The following is a 24,425-nucleotide window of genomic DNA, read 5'->3' on the forward strand; positions in this document are numbered from 1 at the left end:
GGTAGAGTTGGCCATTTTTAGAAGAATCAGTAAAAATCCTAATTACGAAGAGCCTAAATGGATTGGAGTGAACAGCCAACAGGAAAATTTACTGGAAATTAGTAGAGATTCAGACGTTTATGCACAATTAAAATTGATTCATTTAACAGAAGAAGATTTAAACTTATTAGCTTGTATTAAACCATACATTGAAAAATCAATTGAAGAAATAGTAGATACTTTTTATGATGCATTAACCTCCATTCCACAACTAAAGAGTATTATTAATCAACATAGTACAGTGGAACGATTGAAAAAGACCCTTAGTGTACATATATTAGAAATGTTTTCTGGAAAAATAAATGAAGAATTTATTCAGAAAAGAATGCGCATTGCCCAAGTACATTTAAAAATTGGCTTATTGCCGAAATGGTATATTGGGGCTTTTCAAAATATCTTAAATTCAATTATTAACATTATCAATCGAAGTAATTGGTCAAAAGAAAGTATCGAAAAAGCAACAGTACTAAGTATAAAACTTATAAATTTTGAAACACAAATAGTTTTAGAAGAGTATGAAAAAGAGAAAAAACAATATATCGAATTACAGCATAATCAAGTGAAAGATGAATTAAAAAATAATCTTTCCCTCATTATGAAAAATTTAACGCAATTGTCAGAGGAGACAACAAATTCTATCAAAGAAATTATCGATTATTCATTAGAAATTAAAAACGATATTAAAAGTTATATTGGTCAAGTAAAAGAAATGGAGAAGAATACTAGCGGTGGAAATATTTTAATGGAACATTTGGAGGAAAAAATCGTATCCATTTCAGAGAGAACAAAAGAAATGGAAGATCTTGTTTTAGAACAACAAAAATCTTCTGAAAAAATCAATAACATTATATCCATCGTTACCCAAATTGCTGACCAAACAAATCTTTTAGCGTTAAATGCAGCAATTGAGGCTGCAAGAGCTGGAGAACACGGAAAAGGTTTTGCGGTTGTAGCAGAAGAAGTACGAAAATTAGCGAACCAGTCTAAAGAATCAGTAAAACAAATTACTGAGATTATAGAAAATACATCTAAAATTACGGAAAATACAGTTTCTACAACTCGGACTATTCGAGAAACGGTAACAATCGGGTTAGAAAGTGGAATAAAAGTGAAAAAGACATTTAATCAAATTGAAAATGCACTGCAAGAAAATAAAAAGCAGATTGAAACGGTTGGTAATGACATAGAAACTCTCGTTGAAACCATAGATAATATCAATCAATATACTTTAAAGGTTGCTAATCAAGCAAGAGAATTATATGAAAAAACTGTTAATCTATAGAGAGCATCGGGCGGGATAAGTAAATTTAATATACTGTTTGTAAAGGGGGCGTCTTAAAAAGTCATTTTGAGACGCCCCCTTTGCGGCTGTCGCTAGAGCTTTCGCCGCAGATAAATTGCGACGAGAAGGTGCGTTTGATGTGACCACCGCAGAAGCACAGTTTTTAAGAGAAGATTACTAATAAGAAGTAAGGCTGTTCAGAAAGTGTTCAACTTTCTGGACAGCCTCTTTCTATTTGCAATATGAATAATTTTCCTTTCAAAAAATCGCCTTAACATCAAAAATATTGCGTGAAATGGAAGATTATTATCATTATTTTTGATAGTATAATAGTTAATAGGAATTCCTAGGAGGTTTGAAAGTGGAATTAAAGGATTTGGAGATTTTTCAGTTAGTGGCGGAGAAAGGGACAGTTACCGAAGTAGCAAAGGAATTAAATTATGTTCAATCGAACATTACATCTCGTATACAAAAACTTGAGGCGGAGCTGAATACCCCTTTATTTCATCGTCATCGTCGAGGGATGACCTTAACACCGGAAGGAAAAAAACTATTATCTTACAGTGAAAAAATATTAAGGTTAACAGCTGAAATGAAAAAGGCTGTCCAAAATCATGACGAACCTTCTGGAAAGTTAGAGATTGGTACAGTCGAAACAGTTTATCATTTACCCGTAATACTTTCTTATTATATAAAGAAATATAAAAATGTGGAGTTATCTCTTTTTACAGGGGTAACGGACAGTTTAGAAGAAGAAGTATTAAATCATAAATTGGATGGGGCATTTGTCACGAAGTCGGATTTTCATCCTGAATTGGAGACGTATGATGTATTTGATGAAGAGTTAGTATTAATTTCAGATAATCGGGAACTGACGATGGAAGAATTAAAAGATGAACCAATCTTATGTTTTAGCAATGGTTGTGGATATCGTGCACGTTTAGAACAGTGGTACAAGGATCAGAACATCACACCACAAAAAATCATGGAATTTGGAACCCTAGAAACGATTTTACGAAGTGTAGCTATGGGGCTCGGTGTTTCATTCGTACCGAAATCCGCCGTTGCTCATTTAGAACAAAGCGGAGAAATTCGCTATTATAGTTTACCTGAAAAATATAGTAAAGTAAAAACTGTTTTTATAAGAAGGGCCGATTCGTATTTAACATCAAGTATGGAAAAATTTATAGAAACAATTGAAGAAAATAAGCGATTCATGCATGGGCATTTCAATCAATAGTAGTACAAATCATGATTTGTGCTGCTTTTTTATTTTCAGCATAAGAAGTTCAACTTTTGGAATTTAATTTTACAAAACAATATGGGTCCAATTTAGCGGTAATTTGCCAAAATTACTAAAGACTTATCCATTTTTGAAAACTAAAGACGGTATGAACACTTAAATAACAAGTTTCTTCTTTAACTTATCAAATAGGAATTTTTCTTATTTAAAATTTGATAAAATATAAAGACATCTAATGAAAGAAGGCTTTGCTAAATGTTACACCGTTTTAACGCATACTTGCAAAAGTTAATGCCTATTTTGACGCCATTAAGTCTAATGATAGGGGTGATATTTGAAAAAGTCGGTGGGCATTTGCTTTTCCTAGTTCCTTGGATATTTGCTTTTATGACCTTTGCTGGTAGTCTTAGCATCAACTTTGAAGGATTAAAAACTTTAAAAAAATATCCAAAGTTCATTTTCATTACGATTTTGTTTTTACATGTATTGATGCCGATTTGGGCTTACGTATTGTCAGCGCTAATAGTGAATGATCATTTATTGACGGTTGGTTTTATTTTGTCAGTAGCAGTTCCAACAGGTGTGACAAGTTTTATTTGGATTAACATTTGTAAAGGGAATATTCCACTTGGCTTGTCTATTATATTAATTGATACAATACTTTCTCCCATCATCATACCGCTCATAGCTAAATTGGCTGCGGGACAAATAGTAGCGATTGACACCACGTCTATCATGATCGATTTACTTTGGATGATTGCATTTCCATCCATGCTTGGCATGTTGATGAATGAGTGGGGAAAAAGTGAGTTTGTCAAAAAATTATCCCGAACTTTCGCTCCTTTTCAGAAAGTCAGTATATTCCTCATCGTGTTTATCAATAGTAGTGTCATTGCACCCTATTTAAAAAATATCTCGTGGGATATAGTTGGAATTATTCTATTAGTTTTAGTTGTATCTTTATCAGGCTATACCTTTTGTCTGATTATTGGACATTTTTTATGGAGAAGAATCGATTTGATTACAACCTTTGTTTTTACAGGTGGAATGCGCAACATAGCGGTTGGTGTTGTTGTGGCCAGTACATATTTCCCATCAAGAGTAGTGCTTCCCGTTGTATTTGGTATGCTGTTCCAACAAGTATTGGCATCACAATTTAGTAAAGGGTTGGAGAAATATCGAGAGAAGTTTGATCGGAATGTTGGAAATGAAGTGAAAAGTTAAGTAAACAAATGTTTAATTGGGAGACTGTTCAAAGTGATACATGCTTTGAGCAGTCTTTTGTATTTATGCAATAAATTAATAAAGGTAACAGTAGATGGTATAAAAACAAATATATGAACCACATTAATGGTAAATGCTATTAGTGGGAGTATATGTATGAGACGATTTTATCGAAAAGTGCCTAGAAAAAATCCAATAAACAAGCATCAAAATAACATAAATACTTAACACATAAAAAATGACATAAATGGTATTCAACAAGAAAATAATGTACAACAGTGTCAATGTTGTGGCACTCTTCAGTTTCAGCAAAATCACAATATTCATTTGAATCAAAATGCTCAACATATACAAGGAACACGAAGGAATTTAAATAATGAGAATTCTGGATTGCAACGTAGCCAAGATGTTCGAATCATATAACCAAATCAAAATGTACAGTTTCAACAAGGTAACCAGTGCCAATGCCATCGTTTTTGGAAATACGACGATGAGGAATATGATCTTTCCGACCTTCGATTTATCAAGAACATTTTAATGTATTTTTTCGTAAAAAACGCATGCGTAGAGGCATTCAGTTAGCGGTTACAAATGGGATAGCGGAAGACTTACTATATGTTGAAGCGGAACATGAAAAAATACCAGCAGAATATATAAAAAATTTATAAAAAAAGATGGGATATTACTGATTTGGTCGATGAAAAGCTATATGAAGAGACAAGTTTCCCTTTACCATACCCAACAAAAATAAGTTCCACAGTCATTGATTATGAAGGAATGGCTATTTATAACGGTAAAGAAGAGCGGATGGTAGGAGTTTTGAAAGGAGACGATGCGAAAGCGTTAAGTTATATCAGAGGTTAAAAAAATAATGGTTCCATTAATACAGAAGTCGATGGTGGACAGACGATTGAAGTGCTTACGATAAAAAGAAAAATTACACTAATGAATAAGGATCCAAATCATTTACAATACCATATTAAAATTCAAATAAAGGGATCAATTGCTGACCAGTCAGGATGGAAAAATTTAAAAAATATGAAGTGCTAAATAAGTTTCATGAAGAAACGAGCGATAGAATAGAAAAAATCGTGAAGAATACAATTGATAAAATTCAAAATGATTTTCAAACAGATGCCATGGGATTGGGGGAGTATTTAAACCGTTATTATCCAAAAATATGGAAGGAAGTACAAGATGAATGGGATAATGGGAAAAATTATTTCTCAAAAAGTGATATCGATTGTGAAGTGAAGATCGTAATCGAGGAACCAGGAAGCATTAATAAAACAACATCTAAATGAGGTGATGCACATGAAATTTATTATCGAGCATTTACCTACAACATATGCAATTGTTTGCACAGTTTTCGCATTTTTAGTTCCTTTTACTGTGTACAAAATTAATGAGAAAATTCATATTGTGATGGATCCACCTTGGAAACAAGAGGATCGGTTAAAAGGAAATAATGAAGAACAGCAAGATAATTAGAAATTGCTCATCGGAATTTCGAAAGAAAAGGAGCATTTCATGATTTACTATATAGGCATTACAAAAGATAACCATTTAGAAAAAGGAGATTCAATAAATAATATTGACATTACCAGTTATAAATGGTTTTGGGTAGATTTTAGCGAACCGACAGAAGAAGAAATGAAGCATTTATCAAATACCTTCCACTTTCATCCTTTAGCAATAGAAGACTGTGTACAAGATCTTCAAAGGCCGAAATTAGATTATTTTAATCATTACACCTTTTTCGTTACTCATACAGTTCGTGAAGAAAACGGTAGACTAATTAAAGAGGAGCTAGATTTTTTTGTAGGAGAATCGTTTATTGTTACCTTTCACAAACATCCTTCTGTAGAAGTTACAAAAGTATGGAGTGAATTGCTTGCTCAAACTTCAATCGAACAATGGGATACGTATTATGTATTTTATGAATTATTAGATAAAATTGTCGATAATTATTTTCCCATTATCTATAAAATAGAAGATGAACTTGAGAAAATTATTATACAAACAGGCATTCAACCGATGAATAGCTTGATGGAAGCTAGAAATATGCTTTTACAGTTGTTGCATTCTGTCAATCCTATGAGGGATTTATTATATCGCATGTTAAACTCTCATCATTTGAATTTAAATCAAATTGACGAGAGAAGAGAATACTTTTCAAATATTCATGACCATCTATTAAAATTATCCGAAATGGTCATGTCTAATCGAGAAGTAACGGCAGATATTCGTGACAGTTATATTTCCTTAAATGCACATCAAACCAATAATGTCATGAAACTACTGACAATTATTACATCTATTTTTGCCCCATTAACATTTATTGCAGGTATTTATGGGATGAACTTCAAAAACATTCCTGAATTATCTTGGAAATATGGTTATTTTGTAATTCTTTTTATAATGTTCCTCATTGGAATATCGATGCTCTTGTGGTTTAAAAGAAAAGGCTGGTTCAGATAATATCCTGAATTATTTCATTTTCATGCCGATAATAATGAGCACGATGCCTGAAAATAGACAAAGCATTTTTAAGAAAGAAATTTTTTCAGAAAGTCCGCTAATTCCTATTCCAGTTGTCACTATTAAGATAGTTGGACCAACTAACGCTAACATTGAATTGAGCATCAACGCTTTTTCTAAGTCATTGGACTTCCACATCAGTGTGGCAATTGATAATTCGATACTTCCAGATAAATATCTTAACAACACCATATAAAGAAGTGCACTTTCCAATTCGTCATCCTTCCACTGTTTCTTGGAAAATGATATGCTTGGCCAAGAAATATTATTAACAATTGGTGAGATTATGATTGAGCTATCTACGTTGGATGAAATTCATTCTTTTATTGAAAGAAACCCACTTACTTTTCTTTACTTTTCACGAATGAATTGCGGGGTTTGTCATGCATTACTTCCTCGGGTAGAGGAAATGTTAAAAAATTATCCTAGAATCGCTTTTGGGTATATAAAAGTAGATAAAGTGGAGGAGACAGCAGGACGCTTTTCGATATTTACAGTGCCTGTACTACTGTTTTTGGTGGAAGGAAAAGAATTTATTCGAGAAGCAAGATTTGTGCACATGGATATTTTAAAAGAAAAATTAAATAAAATTGTGCAATTGTATGAAGAAAAATAGTAAAGAAAAAGGAGGCGTTCCAATTTGACGTCTCCTTTTCCTTTTTATAGCTTGTTCACAAGCGCATGTATTGTTTCTTTTAATTCATCATCGTGATCGGAAAGTTGAATTAAGTTAGCAAGGCGCTCTTTTAAAATATGGCGTTCAATAACTTGTTTTTCGTCAAGTACGCTTACTAACAATTCGATAATTAAACGGTCACGAATGTCTAATGCTTCATCTACGCGTTCAGGTGTAATTTTGGCATTTGTATTCAATGCTTTGCTACCCATTTTTATTCCCCCCTAAAATCTTTCCTATAGTTCATAGTACCATAATATTATACTTTTTTGGATATTGAAATATATTTGAAAAATGGAATTTTAATGGAATTGGTGCACTAGTTTTATCCATGATAAAAATTTTGCTATTTTAAAAGGGTTTTAAAGAAGTATTTAGAATATATATTTGTAGAAAGGAGTTGGGAGAAGTGAGAGGAATTATAAACAACAAAAAAAGAGAAATTTCAGTTGATGATGCATTAGCTTTTTTGCGGGAAGCGAAAGTTGCTCATGTTGCAACAGTAGGAGAAGACGGCTATCCTTATGTCATTCCGTTTGTTTTTGTTTATGAAGAAGGGAAAAAATTGTACTTGCATATAGGCAATTTAAGAGAAAGTCATTTTTGGGAAAATGTTAAAAAGAATCCGCGGGTAAGTATTGAAGTTTGTGAAATGGGAGCTATCGTTCCTGGAAAGAAATACGCTTGTCAATCGGCTTTAGCTTATACAAGCGTCGTATTATTTGGGACGATTCATCGCATTGAAGATGAACAAAAGAAAGAATGGTTTTATGATCGCCTTTGGAAAAAGTATGGCGATCCAAATTGGCAATTTGAAAAAGGTGGTTATCCTGCTTTGCCAAAAACCGAACTATTTGAAGTAGACATTGAAAATGTTACAGGAAAATGGAGTGAGGCTTTAAGTCATTAGTAGATAGTGATTAAGTTGCATAACAAACCGATTGAAGGCTAGGCGCAAATTCGCTTCAGTGGTAAAAATAGCCGAAGACATTTTACGATTGTAAAATGTTTACGGCTATTTCTAATTTAAGGCTTCCCACAAGAGCTATTTAAAAAGAATATTTATTTTATGTATTTGATTCTAAATCCCCACACTTTTCGGCTAATTTATATAACTTGTTTTGAATGTATTGTTCAATTCTTTTTTGCCCCTCTGAAAAATCTTCATTGTCTTGAAAAGAAATTGGCTCATCAGCAATAATCAGTCGATTTTTTTTGCTTACGTGTAAAGGTACAAAACGAACATGTTGGCCAGTCTCTTTAAAAAAGTATTTTTCAATATATAGGTATCCTTCATACATTGCCTTTGTTTCATTGGAAGTATTTGTATAGTCAATCGTTGGATAAATGACGATGCTTTCGCCTCTTTTCAACGCTTCCACAGAAAGTCGAAACGTATTTATTATTTTTCTAGATCCTCTATACACAGGAATGCCTTTGCCGGATTTCAACAGTTTAGAAATAATAAATGAAAGGGGATATGCACATATTTTTGCAATTGTTTTATTCATTCCCATTCTTTTAGTAAATGTGTAGTCCACATATTGTTGATAGCATGTTCTACGATCTAAAAAGACGTGTAAAATCCAAGTTCGCAAACTTTTCGGAAACCATAAATATATAATAAATGGATTAAAAAGATTTTGATGGTGTGAAATATAAACAACAGGATCTTGCGCTTTTTCATGGATTTCTACATTATAGGTAGGGTATATTTTACGAATAAGCCATTGAGAGATTAGGAAGAACTTACCGTAAAAATTAGATACCATGTTTTTCACCTTCATCCAGCTTCTTATTTGCAACAATTCCCGAAATAATCATTGTAAAAATTTTTAATGAATCTTTTATAGGGTGATAATAGGAGCTTTTATTTTTGTTGATGTATATAGTTTGGATAGGAATTTGCATGATAGGAATCTTCTTTTTGGCGGCAGCAATTAACATGTTCATTTCATATTCATAACGTTCTCCTTCTAAAGCAAGGAGTGAAGGAAGTATTTTTATTGGAATGCCCCGAAGGCCTGTTTGCGTATCTTGAAGATGAATTTTAAATAATGCTGTAAATAAATAACTAGTAATTTTATTTCCAATATAACTTCTAATCGGGACATTTTTTTGGTCAAAATTTCGGACGCCAAGAAGAATGGCATCTTGAACATCACTGAGTAATTCAGCAATGTTGATGACATCTTCAATGGAATGTTGACCATCTGCGTCAGCCGTTATCACCCCGTCCACATGACAGTGCTTCAAAACGTATTGAAATGCGGTTTTTAATGCACGACCTTTGCCCTTATTTTTTTCATGAGTCAGCACGGTGCAATTTTGTATTAATCCAATTTGATGAAATATTGCATTGCAACTAGTCATACTTCCATCGTTAATTACGACAATCTGTGAAACATTATGACTTTTTAAATCGTATATATAATCGATTAAATCATGAGTTGGATTCAAGGCGGGAATGATAACGCAGACTTTATTCATATCGTCCCTTCCTTTCTAAACCGTTATGTTGACTTCAAATCTTTCAGCAAATTTGAAGTAGAAATTTTTAAATATATGGATTCTAATATTAGTTTTCCAAGTTCATAAAAAATCTTATATTCATGTATATTCATAAGTTTGAATTTCATTCCAAAAGAATGAAAAATAAGGTGACTCTAGTTAAACAGAATAAAATTTTAATAAAGTTTTCTTTTGCTTGAAAATCAATTATGTGTAATAGAAAATTTTGCACATTAACTACGTATTGTTAGGCATAAGTTATAAAAATAAGTATTATTTTTTGGAATGATTACCTATTCAATATTGTTTAAATAAAATGAAAACGATGGATTTTATTTGTGAGGGTGATATTGTGGAGAGAGATTTAAAGATTCTGCTATTAACGGGGAGCTATGGTAATGGTCATTTAAAAGTATCAAATACGTTAAAAAATACATTTTTTAACTACGGAATTACAGATGTAATAGAATCTGATCTTTACTACGATTCTCACCCATTATTAACAAAGGCATCAAAATATTTATATATAAAAAGTTTTAATTATGGTAAGAAAATTTATGGATTACTATATTACGGCGGTAGAAGAAATAAAAGGTATTTTGATATTGAATTTATGAATACTTATGGAATGAAAAAACTCATGCGAATGGTTGAGACATTAAAGCCAGATATTATAGTTAATACATTTCCAATGCGAGTCGTGCCAGAATTAAAAAGAAAAACAGGAATTCAATTACCTATTGTGAATGTGATTACAGATTTTCAAGCTCATAAAAATTGGGTTCACGATTATATAGATCGTTATTATGTGGCAACTGAAGATTTAAAACAAAATTTGATAAACGCCGGAACACCTGATTATAAAATTAAGGTCACAGGAATTCCAATTGAAGAACAGTTTGAACGCTCAGTGGACCGAAACGCTCTTCTTGAATCTTATGGTTTAGATTCAAAAAAGCCTGTAATTTTAATTGCAACGGGAGCTTATGGAGTAATAAAAGATATTGAAGGAGTTATGGAGAAATTATTGCAGCATGACAATAACCAAATACTCGTCATATGCGGGAAGAATGAGGAGTTGAAAAATAATTTATTAGAAAAATATTCTAACAATCAAAATGTTAGAATATTTGGGTATACGAACAAAATGGATGAAATGATGAAAATGGCTACCGTTATGATTACAAAGCCAGGAGGAATTACGTTAAGCGAAGCATTAGCAGTTCAAGTACCGCTATTGCTTTACCAAGTAGTACCTGGCCAAGAGTTGGAAAATGCAAATTACTTTCAGTCTAAGGATGCGGCAATTATTGTAAATCATCCTGATGACTTAGTTATGTCTGTACTTCAGTTAATTTGTAATGAAAACCATCGAAACCGATTAATTAATAATATGAAAGAAATATATTGCCCAAGATCAGCAGAAGTTATTTGCGAAGATGTTATTTCGTTAGTTGAACAAAAACACCAATTCAATCGATTTATCGGATAAAAGGAGGATCAACAAGTAGAACCTCCTTTTAATTTGTAAAATATTAGATCATTTTTAATAATGCTTCTTCTCCAGTCATTCCTTTAACAATTCCCATTTTTTCGGCTTCAGTTGTAACAGATTCGAGCGGAGCTTGTAATAATTCATCGATGGTTTTTACCCCAACTGCACGACCTGCAATAATTTTTCTGTCAGCTAGCCGAGTGTTCAATAATTCAACATCTAGCGCACCACACATAATGTACCCAATTTCATTCGAGATTGTTAATAAAGTTGTTTTCGGCAAGTGAACAGTGACGGCAGTGTACATATGTCCTTGTAATTCAATGGGTTCAATTGAGATCAACCACATCGCTCCTTTCTTTAATAAAATATGGAGCGATGAAAAAAATGTTCAATTGATGTCGAAGAAATTTTCTGTCGATTCTAAGTGTGCTGCAAAATAAATTGAAAATATTAGGAAAGAATAGTTATTTGCTGAAGTTTTCATACTAACAATGATTTCACTAAGGAAATCGACCATGATGAAAGAGGTGATTGCCGATGAGTAAGAAGGAAGTTTTTCCGAAAGCTCTCCGAAACCAAAGCTTAAAGCCGAAATATCAAAAATCTCAAATTAATGGTCAAACGGAAATATCACTCCATAACCAAATTTTGAGAACGGATGCGAAGGCAAGGCAGTATTAAAGAGCATCATGGCGTCTTAGTGAAAGGTGCCCGGAACTTAGTTTCCGGGTTTTTTTCTAAAATTTTTTCAAAAAAATATCGATTTGTGTATAAATATTTGTAAAGCAGTCATAATAAATAATGATTTCACAAGACAATCCGACATGATAAACAGGAGGGATTTCCCGATGGAAAAGATCAAAGACCAATTTGATTCTGACACTCCGCCGAAAACTCGTCAAGGTGAAGGAAAGTCCATTGTTCAAAAGTAAATTGAATATGGAGTAACACCGAAGAGTTTCTGAATTCATGTCGTGATTTGTGAAATCGAGGCCCGGAACTTAGTTTCCGGGTCAATTTTTTTATCAAATAGGAAAAAGACAAATAAGAGATGAACACAATAAGCTTATTCCCTTCCATAACAATCCCCTATTTGTAGGTCTATTCTCCAACTATTGCGCTGTTTATGATTTATCCATCTCAAATAAACAATATTATTTCCATTGCAATTCATTACATATTGATTAAATACGACCTAAGACTGAAAAAAATATATTTCTTCGGGCGGTTTAATGGTGTATGTAATGTCGTTAGAATGGAGGTATATTTACAAAGGAGAAAGTCGAGATGGAAAAAGTATATTTATTATTTACCGATACTGGAACGCTTTTTACGAGAATGATTAAGCTTTATACGAAAAAAACTTATAATCATGCTTCCATTGCATTTGACTCGAATTTTCAGGAAATGTACAGTTTTGGAAGGAAATATCCAAATAATCCATTTATCGGCGGTTTTGTAAAGGAAGATTTACGTAGTGCGCTTTTTTTAAAAAGTAGAGGAGCTGTATATAGCATTTGGGCTACAAAAGAACAAATTGCTCGTATGAAAGAAATCATAAAATATATTGAAGCAGAACAACAAAATTATAAATACAATTTAACAGGGCTTATTACATACACTTTTAATAAACCATCACATCGAAAAAATGCTTATTTTTGCTCTCAATTTGTTGCTCACGTTTTAAAAGAAGGGGCGAATTACGAATTTCATAAACCGATTTCTCTGATTTCCCCTTATGATTTACAGTGTTTAACGAATTTGCAGTTGGAATATGAAGGACCTTTATTTCATTTGATAATGAACGAAAATCGAATGAATGATTTATATCGATATAATGTTGGATAAGGGAAACTTTACTTGTCAGTCTAGTTTAGCAATTGTTGTATCTCTGTATGAAATATAAAACCTGTAACAAAATAAATATAGCCAAATATTGTTTGTGAGGTGCAACAATGGAAAATATCAATGAAATTCCAAGAGATGAAGGTATTGATCATAGCCTAGCACTTTTAAAAGAAGGGTATGAATACATTTTAAATCGCAGAAAAAGCTTGCAAACCAATATTTTTGAAACAAGAATATTGGGGAAAAAGGCGATATGCATGGGTGGGAAAGAAGCGGCACAATTGTTTTATGATCAAACAAAATTTCAACGTCAAGATGCTGTTCCAAACCGCATCATTGAAACCTTATTCGGGAAAAATAGCGTTCAAACCCTTGATGGAGTAGCTCATCGACATCGCAAAAAAATGTTTATGAATGTCATGACAAAAGAAAAAATAAATGAGTTTTTAGATATTGCAAAACTTGAATGGGAAAAAGCATTAGATCAATGGAGTAAAGAAACAGAAATTATTTTTTATGAAGAAATGAAAACGCTGTTATGTAAAGCGGCATTTAAATGGATTGGGTATCCTCCCCATGAAAAAGATACGGAAATATTGATGAACGAAATCGGAGCGATGTTTGAAACGCCTATCGCATTTGGCCTGCAACATTGGATAGGCAGAAATAAAAGAAATCAATTGGAAAAAAAGATGGAGAAATTGATAGAAAAAATACGCTCCAACGAAGTACAAGTACAAAGTGAATCGATATTACATCAATTTGTATTTTATAAAGATTTAGACGGCAGTTTGTTAGATGTCGAAACAGTGGCAGTTGAGGTTATTAATATTTTAAGACCTATTGTTGCGATTTCAATCTATATTAATTTCATTGTAATGGCATTATCCCAATTTCCTCATGAAAGAGTAAAATTAAAAAGTACGCCTGATTATATCCACTTATTTATTCAAGAAATAAGACGTTTTTATCCTCTTGTCCCTGTTGCTGCAGCAAAGGCTAAAAGTAGTTTTACTTGGAACGGATATACATTTCATGAAGGAACGCTCGTTTTATTGGATATTTATGGTACTAATCATGATCCGAATATTTGGGAAAATCCCGATGAATTTCAACCTGAACGTTTTGCCCAATGGCAGGATGACCAATTTAGTTTCATTCCGCAAGGCGGCGGAAGATATGAAACAACCCATCGTTGTCCAGGTGAACAATTAACCATTGAAGCGATGAAATTAAGTTTAGAGTATTTGTTAAATAAAATGGATTATGAGATTCCAGAACAGGACATGTATATCACGATGGATACGATTCCAAGTATTCCTAAAAGTAAAGTGATATTAAAAAATGTTAAGCGATTAAAAGAAAGCATTCATTAGTAATTAAGAAGCCTCAAAAGTTTTCTGCTTTTGGGGCATTTTTTTCGAAAATAAAAAATTTTTAATAAAAGAGAAGGAGTTTTCTTTTTTGTATCGAAGGATTACTACAATAAGTAAACCTATAGGAGCTGACATTCTTGGATAAAAATAAAGAAAAAATATTAATTCATTTCGAGAATTCAGTGGATTTTGTAAAAAATTTAACAAAACTGACGGAAAATGAATGGTACTTATCATTAACAAATGACGAATGGACAATTGCAGACGTTGTCACTCATTTCATTGCGTTAGATGAATTTGTCCTTCAAAAACGAATTCCCTACTTTAAAAAAGATGGAGTTTTTCCAAAAGAACTAGACAAACAAGCAATCAAACAACAATCATTAATTGAGAGTAGAAAAAGAAAAAAGGAAGAGATTATAGAAAAATTTACTTCCGTTAGAAGAAGCCTTATTATTGCTGTAAATAATTTAGAAGATGAAAAATGGTCGAAAAGTTACCATATTCATTCATCCAAATATACTATTTCATCATATTTGTTTGAATATATTCATTATGATTTAAAACAATTTAATAAAGTGAGAGAAGCATTATACTTAAAAAAATAGTTTTGGTCCCCATGAATAGGACCTTTTGTTTTTTTAAAGAGAATGTCAAATAAAGTCCTTGTAGCAGATTTCACCCACAAGGACTTTCAATCGTATTGTTTATTTACGGCCGAATAGTATAGGGATATAATGGATGATATCCATTGGAGTTACTCCATAATTGGACGAATTTCTCCCTAATTCTTCCGCGGCAATAGCATGATAAAAACTTGCACATAACATGGCTTTTAGGGGATTCTGATGCTGGGAAACTAGGGAAGCAATTAAACCAGTTAATACGTCTCCACTGCCACCTTTACCTAAAGCATCATTTCCATAAGGATTTATCCAAAGTTCGCTAGTAGGTGTTGCAATGATTGGTCGATGTCCTTTTAACAATAAATAAGCTCCGTATGTTGCAGCAAAATTTTTTGCTGTTTCTAAGCGATTCGCTTCAATTTCAGCAACTGATTTTCCCGTCAAGGTAGCCATTTCTCCTGGATGTGGAGTTAAAATAATATCCCCTTTATAATGTTGCAACTGTTCTAAATGGTTTTTAAGAAAATACAATCCATCTGCGTCTATAATGAGTGTTTGTGTTGTTAACTGATTTAGCAATGTTCGAATTATTGCATCGCCGTCTAACTCTCTTCCCAATCCAGGCCCAAAGGCGATTGTTGTATATTTAGAAAAGTCGATTGTTTCAATAGCTTTCCAGTTAATAAATCCATTTGAATCGGATAGTGGCATAAAGAGGCTTTCATGACATGTTCCAGCAACAAGTGGATAAATGGTTTCGGGAATAGCAAGGGTTACAAGACCAATTCCTGAGTGAAAAGCAGCCTTTGCTGTATAGACTGGCGCCCCTACATAATGTTTACAACCACCAATTACAAGGCAGTGTCCGAAAGCTCCTTTATGTCCATGTTTCATTCTTTGTGGCAGAGAGGATATTGCAGTAGCTTCATCTAGAAGTTTAGGCAGTTTTAATTGAAGGGTTTCAACAATTGAATCAGGAACGGAAATATCTGCAACTTCCCATTCACCAATCACTGTAGGACCATCACCAACAAAAAATCCTATTTTCGGCATGGCAAAAGTAATTGTTTTCTTTGCTTTAATCGTTGTACTTGCAGCTTTACCCGTGTCGGAGTTAAGCCCAGAAGGAATATCCACACTTATTACATCTTTATTTGATTCATTAACAGCTTCAATGATTCGATTGAACGGAAATCGAACTTCACCGGAAACTCCAGTTCCTAGCATCGCATCAATAATGACATCCGCCTGTTGAATATATGTAAATATATCATTTTCTCCAGCATTAAAGTGATAGAAAGGCAACTGACGATTTTTGTATACTTGATAATGTATTCGAGCATCGCCTTTTAGTTTAGCTTCATTTCCAATAAAACAAAGTAATACATCGTATCCAAAATCAATTAATCGTCTTGCGATAACAAAGCCATCACCGCCATTATTTCCGTACCCAGACAACACGAGTACACGAGTATTTTTGGGATAGTCCTTTAAAATCGCTTGCACGACAGCGCTCCCTGCGTTTTCCATCAATACAGCACCAGGTAGCCCTAGCTGTTCTATTGTAAAATGATCTAGCAGTTGCATTGTTTTTTGCTCAGCAACATACATAAACAAACCTCCTTTACATAAGATGTTCTGAGATTTTTCTTCTTAACTTAATTTTACAATATAAAATAATCCATAATCATGAAACTTATGGAAACGATATACAGTCTAATAATTTGATTAGTTTGACTATGAGAAGGAATAAATTCATAATGATATAGTTAGTGTAAAAATAGAAATAAATATAAGAAATACATAAGGGGAAGAATAGATGGAAACTTGGATTCAAAGAATTATGGAGGATTTTGGGTATATAGGTGTATTCCTGTTAATTATGTTAGAAAACCTATTTCCTCCAATTCCTTCAGAAGTTATTTTAACCTTTGGTGGATTTATGACTACTTTTACTGATTTGACGGTCACAGGAGTAATCATTGCTTCAACTCTTGGTTCCGTTGCGGGCGCAATCATTTTATACGGTATTGGTTTGTTGTTGGATGTGGAACGGCTAGTAAAAATAGTTGATAAATATGGTCACATTTTAAGATTAACAAGAAACGATATTTATAAAGCTGATGCTTGGTTTGACAGATATGGTTTTTGGACTGTGTTCTTCTGTCGATTTATACCTCTCATTCGTAGTTTAATCTCTATTCCAGCTGGGATGAGTAATATGAAATTCTGGCTATTCATTTTATTAACGACACTAGGTACGTTAATATGGAATACTGTATTGGTGCATGTTGGTGCAACAGTTGGAGGGAATTGGGAGAAAATTGTAGAAGTGATGGACGTCTATTCAAATATTGCCTATGCAGTAATAGCCGTTGTTTTCATTTGGTTTGTTGTACGATTCATTCGCAAGAAAAAGTTATTTAAAAGAAAATAGGGGCTGTCCAGAAAGTCGAACACTTTCTGAACAGCCTTACTTCTTATAGTAATCTTCTCTTAAAAACTTTGCTCCTGCGGTGGTCACATCAAACGCACCTCCTCGTCGCAATTTATCTGCGGCTAAGCATGTGCGACAGCCGTAAAGGGGGCGTCTTGAAATGACTTTTCAGATGCCCTCTTATTTTTAAATTAGCGTCACGAAAAGAAACAAAATTCCTTGGTGTACTTGGCTAGTTTCGATTAGCTTGTTAACTCAGTTCTTTTTTGACTTGATCCTTAGGCAATAGAAATGCGACTACTAAGATGATTGGTAATACGGAGATGATTTTCATTGTCATTTCTATTCCTATTGTATCCAGTAGCCAACCGATAGCGACAGATCCAACTGCACCCATTCCAAAGGCAAACCCCGTTGTCAGCCCTGCCATTGTTCCGATTTTGCTAGGTACTAATTCTTGAGCATAAACGACAGTTACAGAGAAGCTAATCATTATTAGTGTTCCGATAATAATTAAAAATACAGGTACAAGCCAAAGAGGCATGTACGGCAGTAATAAACATAAAGGAATCGGTACAACTACTGAAAGTAAAATGACATTTTTGCGACCGATGCGATCGGAAAGGGATCCTCCAAAAAATGTTCCAACAACACCAAAAGCCATAAATATAAAGATTAAAATTTGGCCGATACGGGTAGTCAAATCATAATGATCTATTAAATAAAACACATAGTAATTTTGAATATTCGTTGTGTAAAAAGAGCGTGCAAAAATAATCGTAAACAGCAATATGAGAGCGATTCCCACTTGTTTTTTTGTTAATGGTGGCAAGGAAGAAATTAACACTTTTTTTTGCTTTTGGTTTAATTTCTCGGCATTTAATTGTCGAGCATACCATTTTGAAATGTTAAATAACAACACAATTCCAATAGCAACGAGAAGAAGCAATACAGCAGCCCCTCTTTGTCCTAATGCATCTAAAATAAAGGCTCCAATTAAAGGAGCAATAGCTTGCCCAGAATTTCCACCGACTTGGTAAATCGATTGTGATAGGCCCCGCTTATTGCCTGCAGACATAAATGAAACGCGAGAGCCTTCCGGATGAAAAATGGCTGAACCAAATCCTAAAAAGATGGCAGCAATTAAAAGGATGTAATATTGATTAGTGAATGCAAACATACTTAAACCGATGAAGACGCTCATCATTCCTATAGGTAATGCATATGCAATCGGTTTTTTATCACTAATAAAGCCGATGACCGGTTGAAGTGTTGAAGAAACCATATTTAATACAAAACTAATAAGCCCTAGTTGAGTAAAAGTAAATCCTAAATCTCTTGCAAGATAAGGGAACATTGCTGGTGCAATATTTTGAACAGTATCATTAATTAAATGTCCTATTGCAATGGCAATCATGATAGGGTAAATGGGAGTCCGTATGTTATTTTCTACCAATGGAACGTCACACCTTTAAATATTAATCATTACTTTATATGCTTATAATTCCACATTTCATCAACATTCAGTCTATTACTAATGGCTAGATTACTTTATTTGAATAAGTTATTTCTTCAAAGGGTAAACCCTAAATGATAATAAATTGTTTTAACCATTTACAATAAACAATTTTAAAATGAATTATACAATAAAGGAAGTAATTGCCTATGAAAACAAATCATTATATGCATTGGAAACGTAATATTAGCGTTTTTCTAACGAGTCAAACGATATCGCTTTTCGGTTCTTCAATCGTTCAATACGCCATCATGTGGTATATCACGTTAACGACTCAGTCGGGAATCATGATGACGATTGCCATTCTCTGTGGGTTTGTTCCTACTTTTTTATTATCGCCTTTTGCAGGAGTATGGGCAGATCGTTATAACCGGAAAATGTTAATTATCTTATCAGATTCCGCCATTGCTTTGGCTACACTTATTCTAGCTATTTTATTTTTAAGCGGCTATGAATCTCTTTGGATGCTCTTTATAATGTACGTCATTCGCTCATTTGGAACTGGTATTCAAACGCCGACAGTAGGGGCAATATTACCACAAATCGTTCCTGAAGAGCATTTAACAAAAGTGAACGGAATTAATGGCAGTATTCAAGCCCTAGTAATGCTGCTTTCACCAATGGTTAGTGCGGCTTTGCTTACTATTACAACGTTGGAAACACTATTTTTTATTGATGTCGTAACAGCTGCGATTGCGGTGGCAACTTTGCTATTCTTTTTACAAATTCCCCCGCATGAAAAAGCATTACAACAACAAATCAGCTATTTTGCTGACTTTAAACAGGGACTTGTTTATATTAAAAACAATGAATTCTTGAAAATTTTATTTATATATTTTGCGATATTTTTTGTTATGGCGGCCCCTGTTTCATTCTTAACACCGTTACAAGTAACTCGTACATTCGGAGAAGATGTATGGCGGCTTTCAGCGATCGAAATTGCATTTTCTATCGGTATGATGGCTGGGGGAGCAGTCATTGCTGTATGGGGAGGATTTAAAAACCGAACATATACGATGGCATTATCAAGTATAATATTCGGAGTTTGCACATTTTTATTAGGGATTGTGCCAAACTTCTGGTTTTATTGCTCCATTATGGCGTTGGCTGGAGTAGCGATGCCGTTATTTAATACACCTTCAACTGTACTTTTACAAGAAAAAGTTGAAGGAGACTATTTAGGGAGAATTTTTGGTGTACTGACAATGATTTCTACTTCCATGATGCCTTTAGGAATGCTAATTTTTGGTCCGATTAGCGATTTCATTAAAATTGAGTGGTTATTATTAGGAACAGGAGTAGCGATGTTCGTTCTTAGTTTTGTTTTAGTAGGAAACAAAGTATTAGTAGAGGCGGGAAAACCAAAGAATATGGAATCCAGCCAATAAAAAATGCGGCATGATTGCCGCACTTTTTTGGTCATTAATATACTAAACCGTATAATGCTTTAATGTGTGATAAGTAGCGTACATGGCTTGCTTCTTTCATAAGTGAAGCTGGTAAACCTTTTAGGTGAATATTGTTTTTACCAACAGTTGCTACACCGTCTTTACGTCCAAGGCTTGCAAGAGTACCAGAATTAACTGGGCTGAACTCTTTTAGTTTTTGGCCTTTAATTGTTGCGTAAATGTTGTAAGCTGCAGCTTCTCCCATTTGCCATGCATTTTGAGCAGTTGGTGCATATAATGGACGACCTCCATCTTCAGGAAGAGCAACGGAAGCATCTCCAACAACAAATACATCTTGATGTGATTTAGAACGTAAATACTCATCGATGATTGCTTTACCACGGTCGCATTCAAGACCAGATTCTTGAACGATTGGTAGAGCTGCAACTCCACCTGTCCAAACAAATGTGTTTGCTGTAATTGTGGAACCGTCTTTTAGTGAAATTACATTACCTTCTACACCTGTTACAGGAAGGCCAGTTAAGAATTCAACTCCACGAGCTTCTAAGCTTTTTGTTGCGCGTTCAATTAATTCATCAGGTAATACCGGTAAAATTTTTGGACCAGCTTCTATTAGTTTAATATTCAACTCGCTAGGGTCAACTGCGTATTTTGCACAAATATTTGGAGCGTTGTCTACAATTTCACCAACAAGTTCCACACCTGTTAAACCGCCGCCACCAATGACGATTGTTGCATCCGCAATATTTTTTGTTTTTGCATAGGAAGCAATTTTGCTTTCAATATGGTTGTAAATTCTTTTTGCATCATCTACAGATTTTAATACCATTGAGTTTTCTTCTAAACCAGGAATACCGAAGAAACCAGTTTGGCTACCAAGTGCTACAACTAAATAATCATAAGATAAGACAGAGCCGTTTGCTAAATATACTTCTTTATTTTTCACATTGAATGATTTTACTTCTTGTATAACCGTTTCAATGTCTTTACCTTTAAATAATTTCTTTAATGGGAATGAAATTGCTTGTTCAGAAATTGTTCCACCTGCAAGACGGTGTAATTCAGTAATTAATTGGTGATTAGGATATTTATTCACAACTGTGATTTTAGCTTCATCTTTATTTGCATATTTACGTAATGTTAGGGCAGTTAATAAACCACCGTAGCCTGCACCTAAGATGACGATTTCCTTTGACATATTATTCCTCCGTCCTTACTTTATTAAATAAACCCTTATTGATTTTTGCGTTCAGCTGAAACTTCTAAAAATGCATTAGCAAAGCGTAATAGTTTTTGAACTTCTGGGTCCTTCAACAATTTTAATACTCCGAATAAACCGATTGCTTCTTTAGATTCGTCTGCACGTTCTTTTGCTTCAATAGCTGTTTGTGCTAAGCTTTTTACAGTACTCACAACTGGTTCAGAAACTTCTTTAATTGCGTTAACTGTATCGCTCTTTAATACATCATCTGTTGCTACTTGTTGTGCAAAATCATAAGCCTTTGTAAGAAGTCCTACTACTTCGGCAAGCTTTGGAAGCTGTTCTACTAAATATGTTAAGGACTCTTGCACTTCAGGTTTTAATAATTGATCCAGTAAATCTTGTTTTTCTTTCAAAGCCGACTCTTGAACTTGATTCACTAATTCTTCTGCCATTACCCATTCTCCTTTACTTATCATTATGCCCATTATTAAAAACAGCATAGATACTTCACATACTATTAAAGAAAAAACTCTTCAATTATAACTATGTGAAATGTTTAACAATGTTAACTACAGTTTAAATATAATACAAATATTTCGTAAATCAAGTACTGTTTTTAATAGTGAGTGTTTTATTGGATGGTATGAATAAAAATAAAGATTGAAAGCGTTTTCCTTTTTTATAACTATTAATAACAAAAAAAGAAAACCCAATCATTTTTTGAATATTTCTTAAATTGTGACAAATATTTTACAAAAGTGTTGACTTTTTTTGAATTTGCCGTCAATTTGAATTATACGCTTTATCTATTATAATTTCTAATATTATTTTGCTATTTGTTATTAGAAATTGATAACGAAAAGTTAAAACAAAGATTTTTTACTCAACTTTCGCACACAGATATTGTCAGACATCTCTTGATGTAATTGGGTAAAGACGCAATCCATTCTTGTACTTTACTTTTAAATAATTCCATGTTCAAACAAACATTAGCTTCTGCTAATGTTTGGAAGATCGCTAATAATTGATTCAATGCACTCTCTAGATTCATATCTTTTACATCTTCACATAATAGAAAAAAGAGATTTCCAATCGTTTTAGGATCGTTGTTTTGTCTACGCTCCCACTCTAAGAGTATAAAGCGAGTAAACACAATCGTTGTATGACTAATCAACAGATCATACGAACGACCTTGAAATTCTTTTGCTAGGTTAAGCAATGATTTGGTACACTTGAAAAATGTTTCGATGTCCCAGCGCATCCCGTAAATACGCACAATTTCTTCATCTGAAAGTGTGGTATCTGTACTCAAAATGGCTAACCATTCACTCTTTTTATTGCGGTTACGCACGAATACAATCTTGACTTGTCGTCCTTTTGCAAGATGAACATGGATCGAACCGAGTAGGTCTTTCTTTTCCATGGTACGCTTTGCTTTTTTAAAGAGTTCATCCAGAGTATGGGCTTCACCATCTATGAAATAACGTTGTTTTAGCTGCTTGACCATACCAATGACAAATAAACCTTTATCCGTGATTTTTTCAATCAAAGGCTCATGCGTAAACCAAGTATCCATTAACACATAATCAGCTGTAATTCCTGCATTTAAGGCATGATCCAATAAAGCAGAGACAACGCTTGGCTTATCTTGTTGTGCTTCAAGACGACGCTTGTAGCCGGAAGTGCGTTTATCAATGGATTCATCGACCCCGTTAAGTTGATTTTCCTTTTTCGCTGAACTCAATAAAGCAAAGTCTACAGGTAGAAAAGAATATCCATCAGACCAACCAAGAGTAAGCAACTGAAACCCCTTATAGAATCGTTTCTCTGTATGATCAAATACTCGTGAAAGAAGTTCAACAGACTTGCTTCGGTTGCGTGAAAAGAGTGAATCATCAACAATAAACACCTTCACTCTGTTGTTTGATGTAAGCTTTTTTATACGTCCAGTAAGATCTTGACATAAGGAAAGTAAAAAAGTTCGCCAAGCATAAGTAGATGAATTTAGAAAACGGTAGATCGTATCTTTTTTAGGTAAGTCCACGGCTTTCTTACTTTGAAGTGCTTGAAACCAATTTTTATCGGAAAATAGATAAGCATGAATAACCAAATCCCTTAGTAATTCTCGCTTTTCTCAAATGTTTGCCTATATTTAATTCAGAAAATCTTCGTTCAAGTTCTTTTGGTAGTTGTGCAAAAGTATCTTTTTTCGTTATCATAATGGTGACACCTTCTTTGGTATTTGGTTTGTTCACCATAATTTTACCAAAAGATAGGTGTCTTTTTCTTTTAAAAAAATAAAATCAATAAAAAACAAGAGAAATAATGAAAGACGATATAAAACAGTCATATCAAGAGTTGCAATAAGATATTACTCTGCGAAAGTTGAGTTTTTTATTATTATGTTTACGAAAATAAAAATTATGTTGATGAAAATGGAAAAAATTCAGCTATGGTGCTGAATTTTTTTATTAAATACATATTCATAATTTGTCGCTTCCATTAATGCTTTTTCTTCAATTGGTATTCGAATCGATAACATAATGAAGTTTAACAAGGTAAATACAATGGCAGTAAAATAAGCTTGAAACATAATTGGCAATATAATAATTTCACAACAAACAACGAAATAATTTGGATGTTTAAGAAAAGCATATGGTCCCTTTTTAACAATTTGAGCTCCTGGCAACACAATAATTTTCGTATTCCAATACATACCTAATGAAGATAAGCACCATATTCTTAAAGATTGTACGAGTAGAAAAATAATAAATAAAGGTAGAAAAAGTGGGGATATTGTACGTTCAAATACAATGACTTCTACAATTAAACTGATGAAGAAACTTACATGTAACAATATCATGAAGGGATAATGTGAGGCCCCTACTTCATAAGCCCCAAGTTGCAACATTTGTCTCTCGTTTCGTTTTGCAATAAACAATTCAAAAATTCTTTGTAAAATGACGATTGTTGTTACAATCATAAAAATTAGCAT

26 protein-coding genes and 2 pseudogenes are annotated in these 24,425 nt (G+C 33.4%); 17 read left to right on the plus strand and 11 right to left on the minus strand.

Translation table 11 applies throughout. The features are described 5' to 3' along the window. Positions 1-172: 172 nt before the first annotated feature. The 8 genes and pseudogenes from NST98_RS14105 to corA form a co-directional block, all read left to right on the plus strand. Positions 173-1,321 (plus strand): annotated as a pseudogene (locus NST98_RS14105) (methyl-accepting chemotaxis protein); the annotation flags it as partial. Between the two features lie 361 nt (positions 1,322-1,682). Continuing rightward, positions 1,683-2,561, plus strand: coding sequence for a LysR family transcriptional regulator (locus NST98_RS14110; protein ID WP_340715355.1), 879 nt, complete (start codon positions 1,683-1,685; stop codon positions 2,559-2,561). A 258-nt stretch (positions 2,562-2,819) separates the two neighbouring features. Continuing rightward, positions 2,820-3,788: a bile acid:sodium symporter family protein gene (locus NST98_RS14115; protein WP_340715356.1), complete on the plus strand. Its 969-nt coding sequence runs from the start codon at positions 2,820-2,822 to the stop codon at positions 3,786-3,788. Between the two features lie 518 nt (positions 3,789-4,306). Next, entirely contained in the window at positions 4,307-4,456 is a 150-nt protein-coding gene (locus NST98_RS17350) for a Ger(x)C family spore germination protein (RefSeq protein WP_445684060.1), read from the plus strand. A 22-nt stretch (positions 4,457-4,478) separates the two neighbouring features. Continuing rightward, positions 4,479-4,652, plus strand: coding sequence for a hypothetical protein (locus NST98_RS14120; RefSeq protein WP_340715357.1), 174 nt, complete (start codon positions 4,479-4,481; stop codon positions 4,650-4,652). Positions 4,653-4,807: 155 nt separating this feature from the next. After that, positions 4,808-5,092 carry a Ger(x)C family spore germination C-terminal domain-containing protein gene (locus NST98_RS14125; protein ID WP_340715358.1) on the plus strand — a complete coding sequence of 95 codons (285 nt, stop codon included), beginning with the start codon at positions 4,808-4,810 and terminating at the stop codon, positions 5,090-5,092. Between the two features lie 10 nt (positions 5,093-5,102). Then, a complete protein-coding gene (locus NST98_RS14130) occupies positions 5,103-5,279 on the plus strand; it encodes a hypothetical protein (RefSeq protein WP_016839053.1) in 177 nt (58 codons plus the stop codon). A 39-nt stretch (positions 5,280-5,318) separates the two neighbouring features. After that, a complete protein-coding gene (gene corA, locus NST98_RS14135) occupies positions 5,319-6,269 on the plus strand; it encodes a magnesium/cobalt transporter CorA (RefSeq protein ID WP_340715359.1) in 951 nt (316 codons plus the stop codon). A gap of 9 nt (positions 6,270-6,278) precedes the next feature. Here corA and NST98_RS14140 read toward each other — a convergent pair whose 3' ends face one another. After that, a complete protein-coding gene (locus tag NST98_RS14140) occupies positions 6,279-6,542 on the minus strand; it encodes a YqhV family protein (RefSeq protein ID WP_016839055.1) in 264 nt (87 codons plus the stop codon). A 34-nt stretch (positions 6,543-6,576) separates the two neighbouring features. On the opposite strand from NST98_RS14140, the gene NST98_RS14145 reads away from it, so the two are divergent. Further along, complete coding sequence (locus tag NST98_RS14145) at positions 6,577-6,945, plus strand: thioredoxin family protein (protein ID WP_340715360.1); 369 nt, start codon at positions 6,577-6,579, stop codon at positions 6,943-6,945. Positions 6,946-6,989: 44 nt separating this feature from the next. On the opposite strand, the gene NST98_RS14150 is transcribed toward NST98_RS14145, so the two are convergent. Continuing rightward, entirely contained in the window at positions 6,990-7,217 is a 228-nt protein-coding gene (locus tag NST98_RS14150) for a phosphate-starvation-inducible protein PsiE (protein WP_096550153.1), read from the minus strand. A gap of 197 nt (positions 7,218-7,414) precedes the next feature. On the opposite strand from NST98_RS14150, the gene NST98_RS14155 reads away from it, so the two are divergent. Then, complete coding sequence (locus NST98_RS14155) at positions 7,415-7,915, plus strand: pyridoxamine 5'-phosphate oxidase family protein (RefSeq protein ID WP_340704611.1); 501 nt, start codon at positions 7,415-7,417, stop codon at positions 7,913-7,915. Positions 7,916-8,072: 157 nt separating this feature from the next. On the opposite strand, the gene NST98_RS14160 is transcribed toward NST98_RS14155, so the two are convergent. Together NST98_RS14160 and NST98_RS14165 are read right to left on the minus strand one after the other, a co-directional pair. Then, positions 8,073-8,777, minus strand: coding sequence for a lysophospholipid acyltransferase family protein (locus tag NST98_RS14160; protein WP_340715361.1), 705 nt, complete (start codon positions 8,775-8,777; stop codon positions 8,073-8,075). Then, entirely contained in the window at positions 8,767-9,495 is a 729-nt protein-coding gene (locus tag NST98_RS14165) for a glycosyltransferase family 2 protein (RefSeq protein ID WP_340715362.1), read from the minus strand. The genes NST98_RS14160 and NST98_RS14165 overlap by 11 nt, the downstream gene beginning before the upstream one ends. Before the next feature lie 337 nt (positions 9,496-9,832). Between NST98_RS14165 and NST98_RS14170 the strand changes: the two genes are divergently transcribed. Beyond that, the gene (locus NST98_RS14170) at positions 9,833-11,008 is read left to right on the plus strand and encodes an MGDG synthase family glycosyltransferase (protein WP_340715363.1); all 1,176 of its coding nucleotides are present in this window, start codon (positions 9,833-9,835) and stop codon (positions 11,006-11,008) included. A 43-nt stretch (positions 11,009-11,051) separates the two neighbouring features. Here NST98_RS14170 and NST98_RS14175 read toward each other — a convergent pair whose 3' ends face one another. Continuing rightward, a complete protein-coding gene (locus NST98_RS14175) occupies positions 11,052-11,354 on the minus strand; it encodes a YunC family protein (RefSeq protein WP_340432540.1) in 303 nt (100 codons plus the stop codon). 197 nt (positions 11,355-11,551) lie between these two features. On the opposite strand from NST98_RS14175, the gene NST98_RS14180 reads away from it, so the two are divergent. The 4 genes from NST98_RS14180 (at position 11,552) to NST98_RS14195 (ending at position 14,846) form a co-directional block, all read left to right on the plus strand. Then, positions 11,552-11,695, plus strand: a complete 144-nt coding sequence (locus NST98_RS14180) for a YpzG family protein (protein ID WP_340715364.1) — start codon at positions 11,552-11,554, stop codon at positions 11,693-11,695. A gap of 606 nt (positions 11,696-12,301) precedes the next feature. Continuing rightward, a complete protein-coding gene (locus NST98_RS14185) occupies positions 12,302-12,862 on the plus strand; it encodes a hypothetical protein (RefSeq protein WP_340715365.1) in 561 nt (186 codons plus the stop codon). Between the two features lie 107 nt (positions 12,863-12,969). Then, positions 12,970-14,238, plus strand: coding sequence for a cytochrome P450 (locus NST98_RS14190; RefSeq protein WP_340715366.1), 1,269 nt, complete (start codon positions 12,970-12,972; stop codon positions 14,236-14,238). A 137-nt stretch (positions 14,239-14,375) separates the two neighbouring features. Beyond that, entirely contained in the window at positions 14,376-14,846 is a 471-nt protein-coding gene (locus NST98_RS14195) for a DinB family protein (RefSeq protein WP_340715367.1), read from the plus strand. A gap of 99 nt (positions 14,847-14,945) precedes the next feature. Here NST98_RS14195 and NST98_RS14200 read toward each other — a convergent pair whose 3' ends face one another. Further along, complete coding sequence (locus NST98_RS14200) at positions 14,946-16,475, minus strand: NAD(P)H-hydrate dehydratase (RefSeq protein ID WP_340715368.1); 1,530 nt, start codon at positions 16,473-16,475, stop codon at positions 14,946-14,948. A 208-nt stretch (positions 16,476-16,683) separates the two neighbouring features. Here NST98_RS14200 and NST98_RS14205 point away from each other — a divergent pair, with 208 nt between their 5' ends. Continuing rightward, positions 16,684-17,301, plus strand: a complete 618-nt coding sequence (locus tag NST98_RS14205; protein WP_340715369.1) for a DedA family protein — start codon at positions 16,684-16,686, stop codon at positions 17,299-17,301. Between the two features lie 250 nt (positions 17,302-17,551). Here NST98_RS14205 and NST98_RS14210 read toward each other — a convergent pair whose 3' ends face one another. Further along, a complete protein-coding gene (locus NST98_RS14210) occupies positions 17,552-18,718 on the minus strand; it encodes an MFS transporter (protein ID WP_340715370.1) in 1,167 nt (388 codons plus the stop codon). Between the two features lie 248 nt (positions 18,719-18,966). On the opposite strand from NST98_RS14210, the gene NST98_RS14215 reads away from it, so the two are divergent. Beyond that, positions 18,967-20,205 (plus strand): MFS transporter, encoded by a 1,239-nt coding sequence (locus NST98_RS14215; protein WP_340715371.1) that lies wholly within the window; start codon positions 18,967-18,969, stop codon positions 20,203-20,205. Between the two features lie 34 nt (positions 20,206-20,239). On the opposite strand, the gene NST98_RS14220 is transcribed toward NST98_RS14215, so the two are convergent. The 4 genes and pseudogenes from NST98_RS14220 to NST98_RS14235 all read right to left on the minus strand — a co-directional run bounded on the left by NST98_RS14220 (position 20,240) and on the right by NST98_RS14235 (position 24,425). Further along, positions 20,240-21,424 carry an NAD(P)/FAD-dependent oxidoreductase gene (locus NST98_RS14220; RefSeq protein ID WP_340715372.1) on the minus strand — a complete coding sequence of 395 codons (1,185 nt, stop codon included), beginning with the start codon at positions 21,422-21,424 and terminating at the stop codon, positions 20,240-20,242. A gap of 35 nt (positions 21,425-21,459) precedes the next feature. After that, the gene (locus NST98_RS14225) at positions 21,460-21,882 is read right to left on the minus strand and encodes a DUF1641 domain-containing protein (RefSeq protein WP_016838378.1); all 423 of its coding nucleotides are present in this window, start codon (positions 21,880-21,882) and stop codon (positions 21,460-21,462) included. 431 nt (positions 21,883-22,313) lie between these two features. Continuing rightward, positions 22,314-23,649 (minus strand): annotated as a pseudogene (locus NST98_RS14230) (IS4 family transposase). A gap of 227 nt (positions 23,650-23,876) precedes the next feature. After that, positions 23,877-24,425 carry an isoprenylcysteine carboxyl methyltransferase family protein gene (locus NST98_RS14235; RefSeq protein WP_016838377.1) on the minus strand — a complete coding sequence of 183 codons (549 nt, stop codon included), beginning with the start codon at positions 24,423-24,425 and terminating at the stop codon, positions 23,877-23,879.

This window comes from Ureibacillus sp. FSL W8-0352, from assembly GCF_038004345.1.
GTDB lineage: Bacteria > Bacillota > Bacilli > Bacillales_A > Planococcaceae > Ureibacillus > Ureibacillus thermosphaericus.